The sequence below is a fragment of the Roseovarius sp. EL26 genome (assembly GCF_900327775.1).
Classification (GTDB): Bacteria; Pseudomonadota; Alphaproteobacteria; order Rhodobacterales; family Rhodobacteraceae; genus Roseovarius.
The window spans coordinates 2,050,715-2,069,379 of the sequence record NZ_OUMZ01000007.1; the positions used below are offsets into that span (position 1 = coordinate 2,050,715).

Annotated in this window: 22 protein-coding genes; 3 read left to right on the plus strand and 19 right to left on the minus strand. The window is 54.4% G+C overall.

Annotated features, from left to right (window positions below; genetic code table 11):
* Positions 1 to 52 precede the first annotated feature (52 nt).
* Positions 53 to 928 (plus strand): LysR family transcriptional regulator, encoded by an 876-nt coding sequence (locus D9A02_RS18125; RefSeq protein ID WP_120502271.1) that lies wholly within the window; start codon positions 53 to 55, stop codon positions 926 to 928.
* Positions 929 to 933: 5 nt separating this feature from the next.
* On the opposite strand, the gene D9A02_RS18130 is transcribed toward D9A02_RS18125, so the two are convergent.
* The 10 genes from D9A02_RS18130 to ybgC form a co-directional block, all read right to left on the minus strand.
* Positions 934 to 1,644, minus strand: a complete 711-nt coding sequence (locus D9A02_RS18130; protein WP_120502620.1) for a methyltransferase domain-containing protein — start codon at positions 1,642 to 1,644, stop codon at positions 934 to 936.
* A gap of 74 nt (positions 1,645 to 1,718) precedes the next feature.
* The gene (ftsH, locus tag D9A02_RS18135) at positions 1,719 to 3,641 is read right to left on the minus strand and encodes an ATP-dependent zinc metalloprotease FtsH (RefSeq protein ID WP_120502272.1); all 1,923 of its coding nucleotides are present in this window, start codon (positions 3,639 to 3,641) and stop codon (positions 1,719 to 1,721) included.
* Positions 3,642 to 3,721: 80 nt separating this feature from the next.
* Entirely contained in the window at positions 3,722 to 4,993 is a 1,272-nt protein-coding gene (tilS, locus tag D9A02_RS18140) for a tRNA lysidine(34) synthetase TilS (protein ID WP_120502273.1), read from the minus strand.
* Complete coding sequence (ybgF, locus tag D9A02_RS18145; RefSeq protein WP_120502274.1) at positions 4,984 to 5,826, minus strand: tol-pal system protein YbgF; 843 nt, start codon at positions 5,824 to 5,826, stop codon at positions 4,984 to 4,986. The genes tilS and ybgF overlap by 10 nt, the downstream gene beginning before the upstream one ends.
* Before the next feature lie 17 nt (positions 5,827 to 5,843).
* Positions 5,844 to 6,350, minus strand: a complete 507-nt coding sequence (gene pal / locus D9A02_RS18150; RefSeq protein ID WP_120502621.1) for a peptidoglycan-associated lipoprotein Pal — start codon at positions 6,348 to 6,350, stop codon at positions 5,844 to 5,846.
* Positions 6,351 to 6,430: 80 nt separating this feature from the next.
* Positions 6,431 to 7,756: a Tol-Pal system beta propeller repeat protein TolB gene (gene tolB / locus D9A02_RS18155; RefSeq protein WP_120502275.1), complete on the minus strand. Its 1,326-nt coding sequence runs from the start codon at positions 7,754 to 7,756 to the stop codon at positions 6,431 to 6,433.
* Positions 7,753 to 8,823, minus strand: a complete 1,071-nt coding sequence (locus D9A02_RS18160) for an energy transducer TonB (RefSeq protein ID WP_367946759.1) — start codon at positions 8,821 to 8,823, stop codon at positions 7,753 to 7,755. Before D9A02_RS18160 ends, tolB begins: the two co-directional genes overlap by 4 nt.
* A 55-nt stretch (positions 8,824 to 8,878) precedes the next feature.
* Positions 8,879 to 9,352 carry a protein TolR gene (tolR, locus tag D9A02_RS18165; RefSeq protein ID WP_120502276.1) on the minus strand — a complete coding sequence of 158 codons (474 nt, stop codon included), beginning with the start codon at positions 9,350 to 9,352 and terminating at the stop codon, positions 8,879 to 8,881.
* A 3-nt stretch (positions 9,353 to 9,355) separates the two neighbouring features.
* Positions 9,356 to 10,051: a protein TolQ gene (tolQ, locus tag D9A02_RS18170; protein WP_120502277.1), complete on the minus strand. Its 696-nt coding sequence runs from the start codon at positions 10,049 to 10,051 to the stop codon at positions 9,356 to 9,358.
* Between the two features lie 111 nt (positions 10,052 to 10,162).
* On the minus strand, positions 10,163 to 10,552 hold the full coding sequence (gene ybgC, locus D9A02_RS18175) for a tol-pal system-associated acyl-CoA thioesterase (protein WP_120502278.1): 390 nt from the start codon (positions 10,550 to 10,552) through the stop codon (positions 10,163 to 10,165).
* Positions 10,553 to 10,711: 159 nt separating this feature from the next.
* Here ybgC and mscL point away from each other — a divergent pair, with 159 nt between their 5' ends.
* Positions 10,712 to 11,128 carry a large conductance mechanosensitive channel protein MscL gene (gene mscL / locus D9A02_RS18180; protein WP_120502279.1) on the plus strand — a complete coding sequence of 139 codons (417 nt, stop codon included), beginning with the start codon at positions 10,712 to 10,714 and terminating at the stop codon, positions 11,126 to 11,128.
* Positions 11,129 to 11,157: 29 nt separating this feature from the next.
* On the opposite strand, the gene D9A02_RS18185 is transcribed toward mscL, so the two are convergent.
* From D9A02_RS18185 to ruvC, 6 genes are all read right to left on the minus strand, one after another.
* Positions 11,158 to 11,601 carry a YbaN family protein gene (locus D9A02_RS18185; protein WP_367946760.1) on the minus strand — a complete coding sequence of 148 codons (444 nt, stop codon included), beginning with the start codon at positions 11,599 to 11,601 and terminating at the stop codon, positions 11,158 to 11,160.
* On the minus strand, positions 11,513 to 12,145 hold the full coding sequence (locus D9A02_RS18190; RefSeq protein WP_120502623.1) for a hypothetical protein: 633 nt from the start codon (positions 12,143 to 12,145) through the stop codon (positions 11,513 to 11,515). Before D9A02_RS18190 ends, D9A02_RS18185 begins: the two co-directional genes overlap by 89 nt.
* Before the next feature lie 54 nt (positions 12,146 to 12,199).
* Positions 12,200 to 13,087: a DMT family transporter gene (locus D9A02_RS18195; protein ID WP_254054672.1), complete on the minus strand. Its 888-nt coding sequence runs from the start codon at positions 13,085 to 13,087 to the stop codon at positions 12,200 to 12,202.
* Between the two features lie 84 nt (positions 13,088 to 13,171).
* A complete protein-coding gene (ruvB, locus tag D9A02_RS18200) occupies positions 13,172 to 14,200 on the minus strand; it encodes a Holliday junction branch migration DNA helicase RuvB (protein WP_120502281.1) in 1,029 nt (342 codons plus the stop codon).
* 3 nt (positions 14,201 to 14,203) lie between these two features.
* Complete coding sequence (ruvA, locus tag D9A02_RS18205; protein ID WP_120502282.1) at positions 14,204 to 14,878, minus strand: Holliday junction branch migration protein RuvA; 675 nt, start codon at positions 14,876 to 14,878, stop codon at positions 14,204 to 14,206.
* Positions 14,875 to 15,366: a crossover junction endodeoxyribonuclease RuvC gene (gene ruvC / locus D9A02_RS18210; protein ID WP_120502625.1), complete on the minus strand. Its 492-nt coding sequence runs from the start codon at positions 15,364 to 15,366 to the stop codon at positions 14,875 to 14,877. Before ruvC ends, ruvA begins: the two co-directional genes overlap by 4 nt.
* A 203-nt stretch (positions 15,367 to 15,569) precedes the next feature.
* Between ruvC and D9A02_RS18215 the strand changes: the two genes are divergently transcribed.
* Positions 15,570 to 15,764, plus strand: coding sequence for a DUF1127 domain-containing protein (locus D9A02_RS18215; protein WP_120502626.1), 195 nt, complete (start codon positions 15,570 to 15,572; stop codon positions 15,762 to 15,764).
* A 100-nt stretch (positions 15,765 to 15,864) separates the two neighbouring features.
* Here the strand turns inward: D9A02_RS18215 and D9A02_RS18220 are convergent, their stop codons facing one another.
* From D9A02_RS18220 to D9A02_RS18230, 3 genes are all read right to left on the minus strand, one after another.
* Positions 15,865 to 16,209 (minus strand): hypothetical protein, encoded by a 345-nt coding sequence (locus D9A02_RS18220; protein WP_120502283.1) that lies wholly within the window; start codon positions 16,207 to 16,209, stop codon positions 15,865 to 15,867.
* 111 nt (positions 16,210 to 16,320) lie between these two features.
* Complete coding sequence (locus tag D9A02_RS18225; protein WP_120502284.1) at positions 16,321 to 17,193, minus strand: 50S ribosomal protein L11 methyltransferase; 873 nt, start codon at positions 17,191 to 17,193, stop codon at positions 16,321 to 16,323.
* Positions 17,194 to 17,271: 78 nt separating this feature from the next.
* Positions 17,272 to 18,504, minus strand: coding sequence for an MFS transporter (locus D9A02_RS18230; RefSeq protein ID WP_120502285.1), 1,233 nt, complete (start codon positions 18,502 to 18,504; stop codon positions 17,272 to 17,274).
* Positions 18,505 to 18,665 lie beyond the last annotated feature (161 nt).

The following is an 18,665-nucleotide window of genomic DNA, read 5'->3' on the forward strand; positions in this document are numbered from 1 at the left end:
AAATAAAATGAAAGAATACGCACCCATGAACATAAATAACTTATGAGAAATCATGCCTCGCCGAAACATTAATCTAAACTGGCTGCGCAGCTTTGAATCTGCGGCACGACACTTGAGCTTTACCGCGGCCAGTCAAGAGCTGGGCCTGACTCAAACCGCCGTAAGTCAACACATCAAGGGGCTGGAGCACAAACTTGGTCAACAACTGTTCACGCGCCGTGCCAAAAGCCTAAGCCTGACCGACATTGGCGAAGCCTATCTGCCATCAGTGCGCGAGGGATTAGGAGCGATTGATCTGTCTACACGCGGGTTGTTTGGGCCGGATCTGGCCAGCAACGTGATTATCCGCGCCTCGATGGCCTGCATTGTCTGGTTGTCATCGCAACTGGGTCAACTGCAGGATCAACACCCGCAAATTGGAGTTCAGTTTATCACCTCGATCTGGCCCGAAGCCTCCAAGCAACAGATCGCAGATATCGACATTATCCTTGCCCCGCAAAAACACGCAGGCCCGCATCTTGAAAAACTGTCAGATGAGAACATCGTCCCCATCTGCGGCCTGAACATAACCCAAAAAATTAACAATTTCAATGATTTAGCGAAACTCAGCAGAATTCACATTCTAGGTTTCGATGATCATTGGGCGCGCTATTTAGAAGCCTTCGACATGCCAAAAGCCGCCGCGCCAACCCGTCTGGTTGTCGATACATCCGTCGCCGCCTGCGAAATGGTCGAAGCACAGCGCGGCAGTGCAATCTTGATCGAACGTTTCGCTATGCAGGCCATTCAGACCGGTCGCGCCATCCAGATTGCTGGCACACCCATTGCTTTGGGCCAGTCGCACTACATCGCACGCAGCAAGACCACACAAGGGCAACGCCCCGAAATGGAAGCGGTTCTCAGTTGGCTACACGACTGCTTTGATTAAGGTCTTCATACCGTCAAAGTGAAGAACATCCGGCGAAATGGAAAAAGAACGGATCCATCTGCGCGCACCGGATAGGCCGCATGCATGACGTCCTCGTAGCGGGTAATAAGATCAGCCTTTTCATCAGCATCCAAGGCATCCAGAATTGGACGGGCATAAGTGCTCTCGGTAAAGCGGCGCACCGGATGACTGCCTTTTTCAGCAACAAGGCGCTGATAATAATCGGTTTCCCACATACGGAACTGGCCCAATGGGCCAAGAAGTTCTTCGTATTTCACCGGAGCCATCACACCCGGAGTACCCATCTTCTCAATCCGTCCGGGATGCAATTCCTCAGCCAAGCTGAGCCAAACACGGTGCGATGGGGCCTTGTTCTGGTGCGGCATTTGTATCGCAAGCGTACCGCCCTTGCCCAGCATCGACACCAGTTTCGGCATCAGCTGTTCATGGCCACCAACCCAATGCAGTGCGGCGTTGGAAAATAACAATCCTGGCGCGCGGCGCGGGTGCCAATCATTGATATCGCCCTGTTGCAGGACAGAATAACCTTTGATCCCGCGTGCTTTTTCCAACATCGCAGGTGAGCCATCCACACCAACCACATCACGAGCGGCCCCGGCGCGCGCGCGTAACGCATCGCCCATCACGCCATTACCACAGCCAAGGTCAACCACATCACCGGCACCCATCTGGCCAACCGCATTCAGCAGGTCCAGTGCAGGACGCAGGCGTTGATCGTGAAACCGAGCATATGCGCCCGGATTCCAATCAGGTTTTGCCGGTGCAGCGCTCACGCTGTGGGTTCGGGCTCCAGCCCGCCTTCACCAGCTCCACTTGCGGATTTTGGTTGGGTTTTTGGAATAGCCGTAACTGATGGTTTCTCTACCTCGTCCGAAGCAGCATCACCACCACTATCTTCAGGCGGCTCACCGCGCATCACACGCGCGATCTCTTCGCCGGTCAGTGTTTCATATTCCAACAAGCCCTTCGCCAGTCGTTCCCAATCTTCCTTGCGATCAGTCAGGATTTTATGCGCACTGTCATAGGCATTATCGATCATGAGCTTAACCTCATCCTCGATCAGCTCTTTCGTGCTGGCCGAGATTGAAAAGCCCCCGGCGCCATTGCCATTGTAGCCTTCATGCGCTTGTTCATAGTCAACGTTGCCAACTTTATCAGACATACCCCAACGCAGCACCATGGCGCGCGCCAGCCCGCTGGCCTGCTGAATATCACCCGCCGGCCCGTTCGAAACATTCTCGGCACCGTACTTGATGATTTCAGCAGCTTTGCCGGCCATCGTCATTGCCAGCTTTTCTTCGCATTCTGACTTGTGCCAGTTCAGACGGTCAATCTCTGGCAAAGACACAACCATGCCCAATGCTCCGCCACGCGGAATGATCGTGGCCTTATAGACCGGGTCACACTGCGGCAGCGCCAGGCCGACCACTGCGTGGCCAGCCTCGTGATAGGCGGTTTTTTCTTTTTGATCATCGGTCAAGACCATCGAGCGGCGTTCAGCCCCCATCATGACCTTATCTTTGGCGTTCTCAAAATCTTCCATCGTCACGAAACGTCGGCCAACGCGGGCTGCCATCAAGGCCGCCTCATTCACCAAGTTCGCCAGATCAGCACCCGAGAAACCCGGCGTACCACGGGCAATGATACGCAAATCAACGTCAGGGCCCAGTGGCGTTTTACGGGCATGCACGCCCAGAATTTTCTCACGACCTTTGATATCAGGGTTCATCACCATAACTTGACGATCAAACCGACCCGGGCGCAACAACGCAGGATCAAGAACGTCTTTTCGGTTGGTCGCGGCAATAATAATTACCCCCTCGTTGGCTTCAAAGCCATCCATCTCAACCAACAACTGGTTCAAGGTCTGCTCACGTTCATCATTGCCGCCACCATATCCGGCACCGCGATGACGGCCTACAGCGTCAATCTCGTCGATAAACACGATACAGGGTGCGTTCTTTTTGGCTTGCTCAAACATATCACGTACACGGCTTGCACCGACGCCGACAAACATTTCAACGAAATCAGAACCCGAGATGGTGAAAAACGGGACGCCCGCCTCCCCCGCAATCGCGCGAGCCAGCAGTGTTTTACCGGTGCCTGGAGGACCCACGAGCAGCGCACCTTTGGGAATTTTTCCGCCAAGACGTGAGAATTTCTGCGGGTTGCGCAGGAATTCAACGATTTCTTCCAACTCTTCCTTGGCTTCATCAATGCCCGCCACATCATCAAATGTGACACGGCCATGCTTTTCTGTCAGCATTTTGGCCTTGGATTTCCCAAAGCCCATCGCGCCACCTTTACCACCGCCTTGCATGCGGTTCATAAAATAGATCCAGACGCCAATAAGCAGCACAAAAGGCAACAAAGAAAGCAGGAAGGTTTGGAAACCAGACTGTTGCTGAGGTTCAACCAAGACAGGAACGTCTTTTTCCAACAAAAGCTTGGTCAGCTCTGCATCCTCGGGGCGGATGGTGACAAAGTCTTGGCCAGCACTGTCGCGGTAGCGCACATTCTCGCCATCGATTGTGACTTGGCTGACATCTCCGCCATTTACCGCTGTAACAAAATCAGAATATTTGATCGTTTTGCTTTGCAGGGAATTGCCGGACCCACTGAACAGATTGAACACTGCCAGGATCAACAGGAATAAAACTAGCCAGAAAGCGATATTTCGTGCGTTGCCCAAGGAAACTCTCCTCACGTCTCAGGTGGGCCTGCCCATAGCACAAGCCCTGCCTGTCTTAAATAGAGATCATACGGCTATGTTCAATGCGATAATAGCATTGCAAAAAAATGATCTTCGTCTCGAATCAACTCAACCTGCCATCCATTATGGAGCCCGGCCAGTGGTGCAGCCAGAACTTGCTGCCCTTTCCATACCGCGGGGCTGGCCCTGAGCGAGGTCGCAGGCATCCCGCAGTCATGCCTGTCTGGGCATTGTGAAAGACCCGATTCACCCAATGCGCGGATCACGATATCGCTCATTTCAAGTTTGTTTTCCGGTGCTCTCACCCTCCAACGATCATCCCAGATTTCACCTACTGATGTCACTGTTTTTGCAACGTATCCCGCCTCTCGGCCAATCCGCAGCTGGTCCTTGTCAACACGGATCAGGCAACCCTGAAGCGTCATATCCGTACCGCCGCGAATGGCTTCCATCAGCAGGTCCATCGCCCTGCCACGTGGTGCGTAATCTGTGCCATTGATCCACTTCAACCCCGCCTGCAACAGCCTTCGTGCCACCTCAGGACGCAACGTGCGATAGCCTTTGCGATCAATCACAAGATCGCCGGCATGAAACCGTACTAGTTCGCGTGCAGCCAGAAAAACGTACCAATAAAGGGTCTGGCGCACTTCAGCCATATGGTGTGCTACTTGCGACAATCCCTGCACAGTGATTCCCAAATCAGCCAAATGCCCCATGGCTTGCCGGGCACGGACCCGCTGATAAGTCAAATCTTCGTTGCTTGGATCGTCGATCCACTGTACGGCACGGGCGCGCAAATCATCGCGTAACTCCGCTCGGGTGACATGCAACATCGGGCGGCAAAACGTGACCGAGCCTTGTCGCCAAGACGACGTCATCGCAGACAGACCATCCACCCCCGCTTCGCGGGCCAATCGCATCAAAAACGTTTCAGCCTGGTCATCTGCAGTATGACCAATGGCAATATGGCTGATACCCTGCGCCTCACCCCAGTCTGCCATCAACCCGTATCGTGCGCGCCGCGCTTGATCGGGCAAGTTACCCTGCCCGTCCCAATCCCGCCATTGCAAGATCTCATGCGAAAGGCCCAAGCTCTGACAGGTCTGCCCGACCTCTTCGGCCTCGTGCGCAGATTCGTTACGTATTCCATGATCAACCGTTACTGCGCAAAGCTTGGGTCCGCCCTCAGTCTGCCAATCGTGCAAAATGTGCAACAGCGCCAAAGAATCACTGCCACCGGAAACCGCTACACCCAGAGTATCAGGAGGATTCGGGTGGAAAAATCCGGTTACCCGGCCATAAAGTAGGCCGGATTGACCTGTTACTGACATCCCAATTCAGACAGTGTAATGCTTGCCTTGGCTTCGGCTGCCGAGCCGGGAAACCGCACGCCGACTTCGCTTAAAGTAACACAAGCCTCATCTGCCTGTCCCAATTGCCCCAATGAATTGCCCAACTGATACAGCGCCTCAGATGCCTGCGGGCCATTGGGTGCGGCGCTGAAGGTATCAAGATAGGCGCGCGCAGCACCTGTTTTATCGCCGGCTCCTTCAAGAGCCTGACCACGCAAAAGCCCGGCCTGCGCGCTTAGCGGACTGCCGGGATAGTTGGATTGGAACTGAGCGAACTGCTCAGCAGCGGCAACATAACTGCCCGCCTCCAATACGCCCTGTGCGGTTTCAAAATCTGCGCGCTCGCCGATGGCCAGTTCAGGTTCGTCATCGCCGCCCACCGGCGGCAATGGCACGACAGAACCACCACCAGCGCCAGTTCCAGCCGAGATACCTCCCAAGGTACTGCCCGGCTCAAGCCCGCCAATATCACACCCCGCTTCCAGTTCGCATAGGCGGAACTCAAGATCACCAATCCGGTTACCACCATCCTGTGCAACACTCACAACCTTGTACTCCAACTCTTCGGTTTTCGAGGTCAAACGCTGTAGTTCGCTTTCAATCGCATTGACCCGGTCAAGGATCGAACCGCCGCCCGTCAATTGCCCAGAGGCCCCCGTCGTGCTCAGCTCGCGTTTGAGCTTTTGGATCTCAATATAAAGCACCGACAACTCTTGCCGGATGTCTGCCAATGTCTCATCCTGATTTTGGGCAAAAGCGCCCGCAGGCACCATTAGCGCCAAACCTACAATGACCGGATACAAAATACGCATTCTACGAACCCTTTAGCTTAGCTGTTCGGAATGGCTGAAACGACGGTCACAGCACGGCGGTTTTTGTTATAGCAAGCTTCGTCACTGCAAACCTCAAGCGGGCGTTCTTTGCCGTAGCTAACCACGCGCATGCGATTGCCAGCAACCCCTTTGCTCAGCAGATATTCCTGCACTGCATTGGCCCGGCGTGCACCCAGCGCAAGGTTATATTCACGAGTGCCCTGCTCATCAGCGTGCCCTTCAATAATCGCCGAATACGCCGTATTTGTCAGCAGCCATTGCGCCTGACCATCCAAGGTCACCGCAGCGTCCGGGCCTATCGTGGACTGGTCAACCGCGAACAGCACCCTGTCCCCAACGGTTTGTTGGAAATACAGCGGCGATGCCGGATCCTGGGCTGTTCCATAGCCCCCGGCACCGGCACCTGCGCCATTGCCGTCAACACCTTGCAGGTATTCAGGTTGCGTACAGGCCGCCAGTGCCAAGCCGGCACAGGCAATCATAGTCTTGCTAAGGATATTCATCTGTTCGCCTCGTTTATATTTTTTTACGTGCTCTTGTTCATTTGTATCATACGCACCTTTATTTGGGAACGCATGCTCGTTCAATTCTGCAACGGCGACCAGGCAGGGTCACTTGCCCCAGTTGCGGTTGCGATCTGTCGCAGATTCCGGCCGGTGATATCCACCGACCACAGGCTTGATGCCCCCTGCGCGCCCGATGTCTCACGCGTGAACATAATTACACGGCCATTCGGGGCCCAAGTTGGACCCTCGTCTAGGAATGAAGCAGTCAACAGCCGCTCTTCGCTGCCATTCGTGCGCATCACACCAATATGGAAACGCCCCTGCGATTGCTTGGTAAAGGCTATGTAATCGCCACGCGGCGACCAGACTGGCGTACCATAACGACCTTTGCCAAAGCTGATGCGCGTACCCTCGCCACCACTTACCGGCATCACGTAGAGCTGTGGAGAGCCCGACCGATCGCTTTCAAATACAATTTGGCTACCATCGGGACTAAAGCTGGGCGCGGTCTCAATCGATGGCGCATTAGTCATCCGCTGGCTGACACCTGTATTGATGTCCATGGTGAAAAGATCGGTATTGCCACCACGGGTTAGACTATACACAACAGTCCGGCCATCCGGGGCAAACCGTGGCGCAAAGCTCATTGTACCATCTTGCCCTTCCAACGCACGGCGCGCCACATTTGTGACGTCCAGTACATTGATGCGAGGAAAGCCGCTTTCATAACTGGTATACAATACCTGCGATCCGGAAGGTGAAAACCGCGGAGCCAGCACGATTGACGAACTGTCCGTCAGATAAGAGACATTTTCTCCGTCATAATCCATGATCGCCAAACGTTTGGCGCGTTGGTTTTTGGGGCCAGTTTCCGAGACAAACACAACCCGGCTATCGAAATACCCGCCTTCGCCAGTGATACGCTTATAAACCTCATCCGCCACCTTGTGCGCCATGCGCCGCCAACCATCCTGCGTGCCGACGAACTGCAGCCCTTGTGACATTTCCTGCCCGGCGAACACATCATAAACCCGAAACTGCACTACCAGTTTGCCAGAGGCATCCGTACTTACCGATCCGGTGATCAGTGCCTCGGCGTTAATCGCCTTCCAGTCGGCAAACTGCACCGGGCTGGAAAAACTGGTGATCTGGCTAATGAAGGCATTCGAGGGGATTTCCCGAAACAATCCTGTTCCCGTCAAATCCGAAGACACCACCCGCGAAATATTGCGCGCATATTCCGACGCCCCCGAAGACCCTGCCACAAAATCCGGCACGGCAAAGGGCAGTGGCTCGATCACCCCCTGATCTAATTCGATCTGCAAGGGCCCGCTGTCCTGCGCGGCGGCAGGCGTGGCCCCGATCAGGAAAGCTGCCAAAAGGGTCAGAACATGTTTCATCATTTAATCCTCATGTTTTCGGGATTGAAGGTGATCTCAACTTCGCGCCAGCGGTCGTATTTCTCTACTGGAAGATCATAGCCCTTGCTGCCACAGCGCAGAATGGCGCGGCGTGCGGCATCATAGGCCTGACGCGCTGAATTGCTTGTGCCACCGCTGGAACTGACCATTTGAATGGAACCCCTAACTGGTTTTCCATCTTGAGACATATCAAATGCGACAACAACAGTGGTTTGCAGGGCATCTGTGCTCAGACTACCCACATTCCAACATTGTTGCACCCCAAGCCGCAGCGCGTCTTTTTCCCCAGAAGTCAAAGGTGGACCAGAGGGCCGGGTGTCTGTTTGTGTGGTGCCCAATGCCTCGGCCAGTGCATCCTCGACCGCGTTGTTGTTGGTCGCTGGAACCTCTTGCGCCGCCGGTTCCACCGGATCTTCAACCGGGCGCGAAGGCCGCGGTTTGGGACGTACCGAAGCCGTTGGCGCGGCAAGCTCAATCTCTTTTTCTTCTTCCGCCTCGGTCACGATTTGGGTTGCGGCTTCTTCGCGGGCCGTTTCCTCTTTGTCGTCTTCAACAATCTCTGCAGCCTCATCAGGCTGGGTTTCTTGTTGATCAACATCGTCAATTTTTACATCCGGTTCCGGTTGAGCAACCGCTTCGGGTGCGATCCGGTCTGCCGGGCGTTGCTGCGGCCGGGGTGAGATTTGCGGCACGACAGCGGCCACATCCTCGGGTGGCGGCTGTAACACCGGAGCCTCGTCTGTGAAGTCTGTCTCAACTGGCGGAGTAATCTCAGACACATCTGGTACATCATCCGGGGTTTCCGGCTGTGCAGCTTCCGGCGTCTCGACCTCTGGCGCCTCATCCGTTTCAGATGACAGATCCGGTGCGACCTCACCCGCCTCAGGTGGTTCGGGTGTATCAATATTGGCAACCGCTTCGGGGGATTGCTCCTGCGCCAAAAGGGCTGCAAAATCCTCGCTCGAGATTGCCGTCACTTCTGTCACTTGCGTCGGCAAGGGTTCCGAACGGAATGCGCCGCCAAAAATGGCGAGCATGATCAGGCTCACGTGGCCTGCTCCTGATATGATCTGTCCGGTATTCACCCTCTGATCACCCTTGGCTTCAGCCGTCCGGTTCATTCAAGCTGGGACCACCTGTATCAGTGACAAGGCCAATGTCAGAGAACCCTCCACGATTAAGTGCGCCCATGACCTGCATCACCTCCGCATATGCTACGGCACCGTCCGCGCGTAGATAGATCCGCGTACTATCACGTTCTGATGCAATCGCCTGCAATCTGCTGACCAGTTGATCACGCTCCACATCCGTTGTCTGAATCATCACTTGCCCATCAGCAGCAATCGTCACCGTCAGCGGTTCCTCTTGCTCACCCGGCAAGGCATTGGCTGCGGTTTTGGGCAGTTCCACCGGCACACCCACAACACTTAACGGGGCCGCTACCATAAAGATGATCAACAACACCAGCATGACGTCAACAAACGGCGTGACGTTGATCTCTGCCATCGGGCGACTACGCCCGCCTCCGCGACGACGGCGCCCGCCGTTACCAGATTTCTGAACAACACCAGCACCCATGGCTCAACTATCCAACTGACGGCTAAGGATCGTGGCAAATTCGTCTGCAAAAGCCTCGTAGCCTGCGACGATACGATCGCTGTCCGCGCTCAGCTTGTTATAGAAAACTACCGCCGGGATCGCCGCCAACAGACCCAAACCGGTGGCCAGCAAGGCCTCGGCAATACCCGGTGCCACAACGGCGAGGTTGGTGTTTTGCTGTTCAGCAATTTCAATAAAGGCATTCATGATGCCCCAAACGGTGCCAAACAGGCCGATAAACGGTGCCGTCGACCCCACGGTCGCCAAAACCTGTAACCCATTTTGCAGGCCTTCCGCCTCTTTCGCGATGGCCACGTCCATACTGCGGTCAATCCGGGCCGTGGCCCCCGCGATTAATCCGCCATCATTGCGGTGACTGCGCCGCCATTCTGTCATACCAGCGGCAAATATTCGTTCTGAATGCCCAGCAGGTTCCGGCCCGATTTCATCAAACAGCTCGTCCAGCGGATCGCCAGACCAAAAGCGTCGATCAAACCGGTCCGCCTCTTCGCGAGCCTGACGGTAAGCCAGTAATTTCTGCACAATGATCGACCAAGCCCAAAACGAGGCCACGATCAACATCAGCATAACGAATTTCACGATTAAGGTTGCGCGTGCGAATAGCGCCCACAAGGAGAAATCAACCTCCTGTGCCAATGCCAGGGTTTCTGCTTCCATCTGCCTGCTCTTTTTTCTTATGGCCTTATTGCGGCCCTTTGTGAGGCAAACTACCGCATTTCCAAGGGGAAAGCCAACATCATCAGCGTCAGGGACGACAAAACCCCTGATTTAATGCAAGATCAGGCGGATATTTGCCGGAAGTCGTGCCGGTTGCCCCGTATCGTTGATACAAACGATCGTCACCTGCGCGGAAAACAGCAATTCATCGTCGCGCATAATCTGCTGCTCCACAATCAACCGCGCACCGGTGACGGCAACGGTTTTAGTGTGAACGACCAGTTCGTCATCAAACCCGGCGGGCATATGGAAATCAGCTTCAACCCGACGGACTGCAAAGATAACGCCGTCGTCTTCCATCATTTCCAATTGATCAATGCCCATCTGGCGCACCCAGTCACTGCGCGCGCGCTCGATGAATTTGAGATAGTTGGCATAGTAAACGATACCGCCCATGTCGGTGTCTTCATAATAAACGCGGATCGGGAAACTATGGCTCATGGCAGAACCCTATGATGCGTGAAAAGAGGGTACAAGGCTCTTTTGCTTGTGGGAACAACGCAGTCCCTTTCCCCTTGGTTGAAACAATCAAATCGGCAATGCGTGCGTTCATGAGCTTTCTAGGCTATCACTAATCAAACAACAAATGGGACAGTTCGCATGATTCAGGAATTCAAGGACTTCATCGCCAAAGGAAATGTCATGGACATGGCCGTAGGTATCATCATTGGCGCGGCTTTTACGGCAATTGTCGGCTCAATGGTGGCTGACCTGATCAATCCGATCATCAGCTTGTTTATGGGCGGCATTGATTTTGCCAGCCTGTTTGCCGTTCTGGATGGCGGCAACTACGGCTCTCTGGCTGCCGCTGAAGAGGCTGGCGCCGCTGTATTCGCTTATGGCCGCTTTATCATGGCTGTTATCAACTTCCTGGTCATTGCCTTTGTTGTATTCATGCTGGTCAAAGCTGTGAACCGCGCAAAGAAGAAAGAGGAGGTAGCCCCTGCAGAAGAAGCACCTGCAGGACCTTCTGAGTTGGATATTTTGATGGAAATCCGCGACTCTTTGAAAAAGTAATACCTGCGATGTATGAGGCGCGGTTTGATCTACTCAGGCCGCGTCCACAAAAACAGCATCACCCCGCTGAGCACCAAGGCTTGTATTACAATTACCGTTGTTGGAGCCCCCAGCACAAACGATAGCCCCCAAACCACGACGACAGATATCGTCGCCAGCCGTTTCGCGCGGTGACTCACTGCGCCATTGTCTTGCCAGTTCACAATTGCGGGACCAAATTGTGGGTGCGTCACGAGCCAATAATGAAGACTCTCCGACGAGCGTGCAAAACAAAAGGCGGCCAGTAGCATGAAGGGCACTGTTGGTAAGAGTGGCAACACCACGCCCACCGCTCCAAGGCAAACACAGACCAACCCACATGTGATCCACAAAAGCCGCACAGCGCTACTCCTGACCTTGCTCGGCCAGCATGCGTGCGTACAAACGCAGTGCATGTGATGTATCCTCAGCCTGCGCAGGCAAAACTGGATCATAGGCCGCGCGGATCAGCCCGGCGATGTCCGGCCGCAAAATCGTATGCCCCTCGGCCATTGCCAAAGGGGACCGCGCAGCAAAGACCTGATCTGACCACAGCAGCAAGCTTTGTACCACCTGCCCCAGCGCCAACGCTTCTGCTGGAACCGCACTCAACTCATCATCCATCCGCAAAAACACAAAACAGGCCCGGATCGATCCAACTTTTTCGAACCGGAAGGCGCGGTATTGATTGGCACCTGCAGTTTTAAGACGTGCCACCAGCGAATTCAGATCAGGGATCATCCGGCCAAGGTCCGGCACACCTAGAAGCTCATCCCAGTCACGAAAGAAAAAGAACATCAGATTGACGCCCAGCTCGGGGTCCGTTTCTGCCATCTGATGCCCGGCAAGGGTTACCCCGGCCTCGACTGCCCCTTTCATAACTTCAAGTGTTTGTTCTTCGACACCGAACACAATCGGCACAATCGGCCGCCCCCAGCGGGCAAACAAAAACTGGCCATCTGCGCGGGTGAAATGCGCTTCGATCTCTTCAGGGGTCATCACATCTGTCATGTGGTTTCTTTATCAGACCATGTGGCCAGATCAACATAATGTCTATGTGATCCGATTGCCTCTCCACAAAATATAAAGCCCAGAGGCAACAATCATGCTGCAACCTATGATCATCTGCAGGTCAATGCTTTCGTCGAACAACAGCATACCCAGACCGATCCCGAACAGCAGCCTCGAATACCGGAACGGCGCCACAGCAGAAATCTCCCCCGTACGCATCGCAAGCATCAAGGATGAATAAGCCACAATACCCACACAGACCGCGGCACCCAAGATCATAATCTCTTGGGTTTGCGGCCAAACGAAAAATCGTTGCTCCCAAAAACCATAGAGAAGTCCCGCAACGATCAATGCCGCAAAGCCATAGAATCCTAAGACCGAGGTACGCAATGCTGCAGGGGCGGCTCTACTTGCCAGATCGCGCCCTGCAAATCCAAGCATGCCAAGCACGGCCAGAACGGACAACATCGTGAAACTGTCGCCAGCGGGCCTAAGCACCACCAAAACACCAATCAAGCCGAACCCAACTGCCGACCAGCGGCGCCAACCCACGGTTTCACCAAAGAATAGAGCAGCCCCAGCCACCAGAACAATCGGCGTCGCCTGAAGTATGGCCGTCGTCGACGATAACGGCGTCAAAGCAAGCGCCAAGACGTAAAATAACCGCCCACCAATCTCAAAAACATAACGCACACACATAGCGCGCGACACAGCCTCGGGAATGAAGATCGGCTCAGAACGCGACGTGGCGATGACGGCAAAGGCCAACATGCCAATACTGCCAAACATCACAAGCACCTGCGCCACTGACAGTGTGGCGGTCAGGCCCTTCAGCAAAGCGTCTTCCACTGCAAAGCCGATCATCGCCAACACCATCCAAAAGCTACCAATGCGATTAGTGCGTGCGTCGTCAGAACGAGCTTGCATCATCAAAACAGGCTTTCATGAGGTACACGACCTTCAAACAGGCCATTTTTTCGGGGCGGAATGGGATGGGTGGCTTGCAAAAACGGGCTACTTCCCAAACAGATCATTTTGACTTTTGCTCTGCGGTCGCGCCAGACCCAGATGCTGCCAGCCGCGCTGCGCCAGCATCCGGCCTCGCGGGGTGCGCTGGATCAGACCCTGTTGTAGCAAGAACGGCTCAATCACTTCCTCCAGCGCATCACGCGATTCTGACAACGCCGCGCTCATCGTCTCAATCCCCACCGGGCCACCCTGATACGCCTCGGCAATCAGACGCAGATACCGCCGGTCCGCCCCATCAAGACCCAGAGCATCAACACTCAACCGTGTCAAAGCACTATCTGCCAGCGCACGGCTGATTGTACCGTCCCCTTCGACCACAGCAAAATCCACCACCCGGCGCAATAATCGACCGGCAATGCGTGGCGTACCGCGGGATCGTTTGGCAATCTCACGCGCACCACTGGTCTCTGCCGGGATTTTCAATTTCTGCGCATTGCGACTGACAATCTCGTGCAGCTCATCCTCGGTATAGAACTGCAGCCGTGTTGGAATGCCGAACCGGTCACGCAAAGGCGTGGTCAACAAACCCAGCCGTGTCGTGGCCCCCACAAGCGTAAAGGGCTGTAATTCAATCCGCACCGTACGCGCGGCAGGCCCTTCGCCAATCACCAGATCCAGCTCAAAATCTTCCATCGCGGGATAAAGAACTTCTTCCACCGCCGGATTCAGGCGATGGATTTCATCGATGAACAGCACATCATTGCGTTCCAGATTGGTCAAAATCGCCGCGAGATCCCCAGCCTTGGCCAACACCGGCCCTGACGTCATACGAAACCCGACGCCCAATTCACGCGACATAATCTGCGCCAATGTGGTTTTCCCCAAACCGGGAGGGCCATGAAACAGGGTATGATCCATTGCTTCGCCGCGCTGACGAGCCGATTGAATAAAAACTTTCAGGTTGGCGCGTGCTTCTGCCTGACCGATAAAATCGTCCAATTGTTGCGGACGCAACGCCCGGTCTGCATCCTCAGGTAAAGGTTCAGGCCGCAATGTGGGATCTGGCTCTGACATTCCTTACCCCTTTGGTGCCAAAGATTTGAGCGCCAGCCGGATCAGATCTGAGGTACCCGCCTCAGGCATTTCCCCCGATACCTGCGCCACTGCGGCTGCCGCCTCTCCGGGCGCATAGCCCAGGTTTGTCAAAGCAGATAACGCCTCAGCCTGCGCCCCGGCATTCTCCGGCGGAGCTGCGACTGACACCGGTGCCGCTGTCTCAATCACTTCATCGTGCAAAACATCCGGCACCGTTGTGGTTGTCGCCGCGCGACTGGCGCCCATCGCCATCACTTCGGGTGCTTTGTCTTTCAACTCATTCACCACGCGTTGCGCCGTTTTCGGACCGATGCCCTTGGCTGCCTTGACCGAATTCCAATCACCCAGCGCAATGGCGCGTCCTACGGCATCAGGCCCAAGCGTGCCCATGATCGCCAACGCAGCCTTGGCCCCGACACCTTGCACGGACATCAACAACCTGTGCCACTCCTTTTCGACAAGCGTGGTAAAGCCATAAAGCTGCAACAGGTCTTCGCGTACAATCAGGTCCGTATAAAGCGCCACATGTTCCCCGGCTTGCGGTAAAGCCTGCAAAGTACGATCCGAGCAATAGACCAGATAGCCCACACCACGCGCATCAATCAGCACGTGATCACTCGCCCGGTAATCTATGCGCCCGGCAATACGTCCGATCATGCCTGCATCCTTTGTATTATCGCTGGTGGCCGATGATGCGCGTGACATATGGCAATCGCCAAAGCATCCGCCGCATCCGGCCCGGCCAGTTCAACGCCGGGCAGCTGGACCTTTACCATATGGGCAATCTGCGCCTTATCTGCATGACCCACGCCCACAACGGTTTTCTTGACCTTGTTGGGGGCATATTCCCCAATGCTCAGCCCAAATTGCGCTGGCACCAGCAGGGCAATCCCTCGCGCCTGCCCTAGCTTGAGCGTTGCCACGCCATCCTTGTTCACAAATGTCAATTCAACTGCTGCCGTGTCGGGTTGATATTGCGTCATCACATCCGTCAGCTGCTGATGTAGCGACAGCAATCGGGGTGCTAAATCGTCCCCCCTAGAATGGCAAACCCCGTTAGCCACATGGGTCAGCCGATTGCCCCGCATCTCAATCACGCCCCATCCCAGATTTCGCAATCCCGGATCAATTCCCATTACACGCATCTTGCTGCTCGCTCGTGTTGTTTTTTTCACAACTAGCACGAAACAAGAACAAAGACCAAGCGCAACCTGCGCCATCACCATCAGACCCTTGCACAAATTGCATAGGAACTATGCAAAACCGTGTGTTGTTGCAAAGCCGTTACAAACCTATCTGGACTTCAAAGGAAATGCCTTATGGCAACACCACTTCAAGGATGACGATCATGGCCTACACAACAACAAACCACACCGCAGGTTTCTCAGGCGTTTTTTCAGGCGTCTCCAAACTGTTTAGCGCAATCGCTGAATGGAACCGTGCCCGCGAAACCCGCGCAACCCTGTCTTCACTGACGGATCGTGAACTCGATGACATCGGCCTTTGCCGTGGTGACATCGACGCCGTCGCAGAGCACCGCTAATTTGATATCACCATTCATGTGATTAAAAACCCTGCGCAAGCATTCACCGCGCAGGGTTTTTTGTTTCAATTTTGATAAAAGTATTTCACAAGATCTCAGATCAGTTCAGAATTGGACGCAATTTCATAGAAATCGCCTCAGACACCGGATCAACCTGCATCACATAGGCTCCGCCTTGCTCAATTAACGTACCCTCTTGCAGCGCTGCAATACGAGCATCATAGGTGCTGGCCCCTAGGTGCGCCAAAATAAATCCTTTGAAACACAAAAAGCCAATAATCAGAAGGGCAACCCCTCGGAGTGATATGGACCACTGGCGACGTTTTGGCCGAAATACGATCAGGCCATCTTTTGAAACACGAGCATCATAGCCTTGCGCCAGTCGATTATGGCTCCGGTCTATCTTTTTCAACCGCGTGTCGAAATCTTGAAAAGCTCCACTCATAGCAACATCCACTCAACAATTTGCAGCCCCCACCGCAATGAGAAAAAACTAAGTTTCAATTGCGTCAAGATCAAGGCGGATCAACGAATGCTGAGGTATTTCCCCTGAAAATCAGGTAATTCGGTGCAAAACTGTCGTCGTCCATTCACCAATCTCAATCCGTTCGGCAAGACTGTTTCCGCAACCACTGTAAACAGCGATCACTTCATCGGCTTGTTCGTTCAAGATTCCAGACAGAATCAGGTACCCTCCGACAGACAAGGCGGCGGTTAGCGCCGGGGCGAGGTCTATCAAAGGGCCCTTTAGAATGTTGGCAAAAATCAAGTCAAACGGTGCAGCCGTCGTCAAATCGGGGTGATTCAGGCCAGCGGCCTCAACACATTTGACACGTCCTTCTAAACCGTTTGCAGCGACATTTGCCAATGCAACGTCGACCGCAACCTCGTCGATATCACTTGCCCAAAATGTGCCCGGCCAGATTTTCGCCGCGCCCATCGCCAAAACGGCGGTACCGCACCCCACATCAGCCACGGATTTCGCGACAAACCCAGCGTTCGCCAAATTATCAAGTGCCTGCAGGCAGCCATGTGTCGTACCATGATGACCGGTACCAAAAGCCATCGCCGCTTCAATTAGCAGCGCCTCAGTCCCCTCCGGAACCTTGTCGGCATCGTGACTGCCATAAACAAAAAACCTACCGGCTTCGACTGGCGTAAGCTCGCGCCTGACTTTGGCCACCCAATCGGTTTCTGGCACCTCGGAGATAACGAAAGGTTTTGCATCAAATGCAGCTGCCAAAATCGCCAACGCCACATCATCCGGGCTTTCGGTAAAATAGCTACCAACTTCCCACAGGCCCGATCCGTCTTCGATCTCAAAAACACCCACGCCAATTGGCTCTGGCATCACCTCTTCCAGCGCAGCGCCCAGCGCCTCAGCCTGATCTTTTCCTTTGAGGGTGGTAAGCGCGGAATACGTAGGCATGGCTGGACCTTTCTCAGCAAGACCTGTGTCGCCTAGTCGCTTGCCCTCACAAGGTCAAGCCACGCCATGCTTGCATGCCTATTCTGCTGGACTAGGCTGGCCGTGACTGAACACCGTTTCATAACCCCGTTCAGGATGGCGTGGAATCATTAACGCCAACAGCAAAGACACCAGCGCCATTCCCGCTGCCAGCAAAAACACCGCCGCCGGGGACACCAACCACAGATAGCCCAACAGCGCAGGCAAAAACACCGCCGCTATATGGTTAATGGTAAAGGCCACCGCTGCCGTAGGTGCAATGTCCCCCGGATCTGCAATTTTCTGAAAATAGGTCTTGAGCGCCAACGCCATAGCAAAAAACAGGTGGTCAATCACATAAAGCGCAGATGCAATCATCAAGCCCCAGCCAAAGAAATACACCCCCCCATAGGACAAAAATACACCAATAAGCCCGACATATTCCACCAGCAGCGCACGGCGTTCACCCCAGCGACCAACGGCTTTGCCGATTAACGGGGCCAGCAGCATATTAGCCAATAAGTTTAACATCAAAAGCCGTGTCATCTCATGTACTTCAAAGCCGAACTTTTCGACCATCATGAAACCTGCAAACACGATGAAGATCTGGCGCCGCGCCCCAGCCATGAATTGCAGCGCATAATAGAGCCAATAACGCTTACGCAGGATCATCTTTTTCACCTGCGGCGTAGGGCTATCAAACTGCGGATAGGCGATCAGGCAAAACAGTGCGACCAGTGCCGTGAACCCACCTGAGACCATATAAACCTGATTATAGCTAAGGTTCAGCAGCTCCCACAGGCGCTCAATCAGGATATAAGCTGCCAACGTCGCCCCTGATCCCGCAGCCACCAACCAGCCCAACACCTGCGGGGCACGTTTTTTGTCGATCCATTGCAATTGCAACGACTGGTTTACTGTCTCAAAATAATGAAACCCGATCGAGCTGAGCATGGTTATGGTCAAAATCCCGCCCATCGTCGGGAACCACGCCGTCACCGCAGTCGCGACCCCAAGCATCAGTAGCGAGATCAACCCCAACACTTGTTCTCGCATGAAAATGATGATCGCAATCACACCCACAGCCAGAAATCCGGGGATTTCGCGCACGGTATGAAGCCAGCCAATATCTGTACCGTCAAAGTCAGCCACCTCGATGACAAAGTTGTTGAGCAGTGCAAACCATGTCGAAAACGCAATCGGCAGAGCGGCCGCCATCACGAACAATAACACCACAGGCCGGCGCCAGAATGGCAGGTGTCGCGCATCACCAAGGGGAACTATCTGTGTCATACTGCCCCCTTACGCCTCTACCCGCGAAATAGCGATAGCCTTCGCCGCACACAGGGTTCTTCAATGACGCACAACTGCCATTACCCCTATTGACAATGGCTTAAAAAGTTAGCCTTCCCGGCGGATTAAAGAATAAGAGACGAGCGACCCAACGCACTACT

Coding starts and splice junctions, on each gene's coding strand:
- D9A02_RS18125 (WP_120502271.1), top strand. CDS start 53: ATGCCTCGCCGAAACATTAATCTAAACTGGCTGCGCAGCTTTGAATCT.
- tilS (WP_120502273.1), bottom strand. CDS start 4,993: ATGTCAGTAACAGGTCAATCCGGCCTACTTTATGGCCGGGTAACCGGA.
- ybgF (WP_120502274.1), bottom strand. CDS start 5,826: ATGCGTATTTTGTATCCGGTCATTGTAGGTTTGGCGCTAATGGTGCCT.
- pal (WP_120502621.1), bottom strand. CDS start 6,350: ATGAATATCCTTAGCAAGACTATGATTGCCTGTGCCGGCTTGGCACTG.
- tolB (WP_120502275.1), bottom strand. CDS start 7,756: ATGATGAAACATGTTCTGACCCTTTTGGCAGCTTTCCTGATCGGGGCC.
- tolR (WP_120502276.1), bottom strand. CDS start 9,352: ATGGGTGCTGGTGTTGTTCAGAAATCTGGTAACGGCGGGCGCCGTCGT.
- tolQ (WP_120502277.1), bottom strand. CDS start 10,051: ATGGAAGCAGAAACCCTGGCATTGGCACAGGAGGTTGATTTCTCCTTG.
- ybgC (WP_120502278.1), bottom strand. CDS start 10,552: ATGAGCCATAGTTTCCCGATCCGCGTTTATTATGAAGACACCGACATG.
- mscL (WP_120502279.1), top strand. CDS start 10,712: ATGATTCAGGAATTCAAGGACTTCATCGCCAAAGGAAATGTCATGGAC.
- D9A02_RS18185 (WP_367946760.1), bottom strand. CDS start 11,601: ATGATCCAGTTTTGCCTGCGCAGGCTGAGGATACATCACATGCACTGC.
- D9A02_RS18190 (WP_120502623.1), bottom strand. CDS start 12,145: ATGACCCCTGAAGAGATCGAAGCGCATTTCACCCGCGCAGATGGCCAG.
- D9A02_RS18195 (WP_254054672.1), bottom strand. CDS start 13,087: ATGATGCAAGCTCGTTCTGACGACGCACGCACTAATCGCATTGGTAGC.
- ruvB (WP_120502281.1), bottom strand. CDS start 14,200: ATGTCAGAGCCAGATCCCACATTGCGGCCTGAACCTTTACCTGAGGAT.
- ruvA (WP_120502282.1), bottom strand. CDS start 14,878: ATGATCGGACGTATTGCCGGGCGCATAGATTACCGGGCGAGTGATCAC.
- ruvC (WP_120502625.1), bottom strand. CDS start 15,366: ATGCGTGTAATGGGAATTGATCCGGGATTGCGAAATCTGGGATGGGGC.
- D9A02_RS18215 (WP_120502626.1), top strand. CDS start 15,570: ATGGCCTACACAACAACAAACCACACCGCAGGTTTCTCAGGCGTTTTT.
- D9A02_RS18220 (WP_120502283.1), bottom strand. CDS start 16,209: ATGAGTGGAGCTTTTCAAGATTTCGACACGCGGTTGAAAAAGATAGAC.
- D9A02_RS18225 (WP_120502284.1), bottom strand. CDS start 17,193: ATGCCTACGTATTCCGCGCTTACCACCCTCAAAGGAAAAGATCAGGCT.
- D9A02_RS18230 (WP_120502285.1), bottom strand. CDS start 18,504: ATGACACAGATAGTTCCCCTTGGTGATGCGCGACACCTGCCATTCTGG.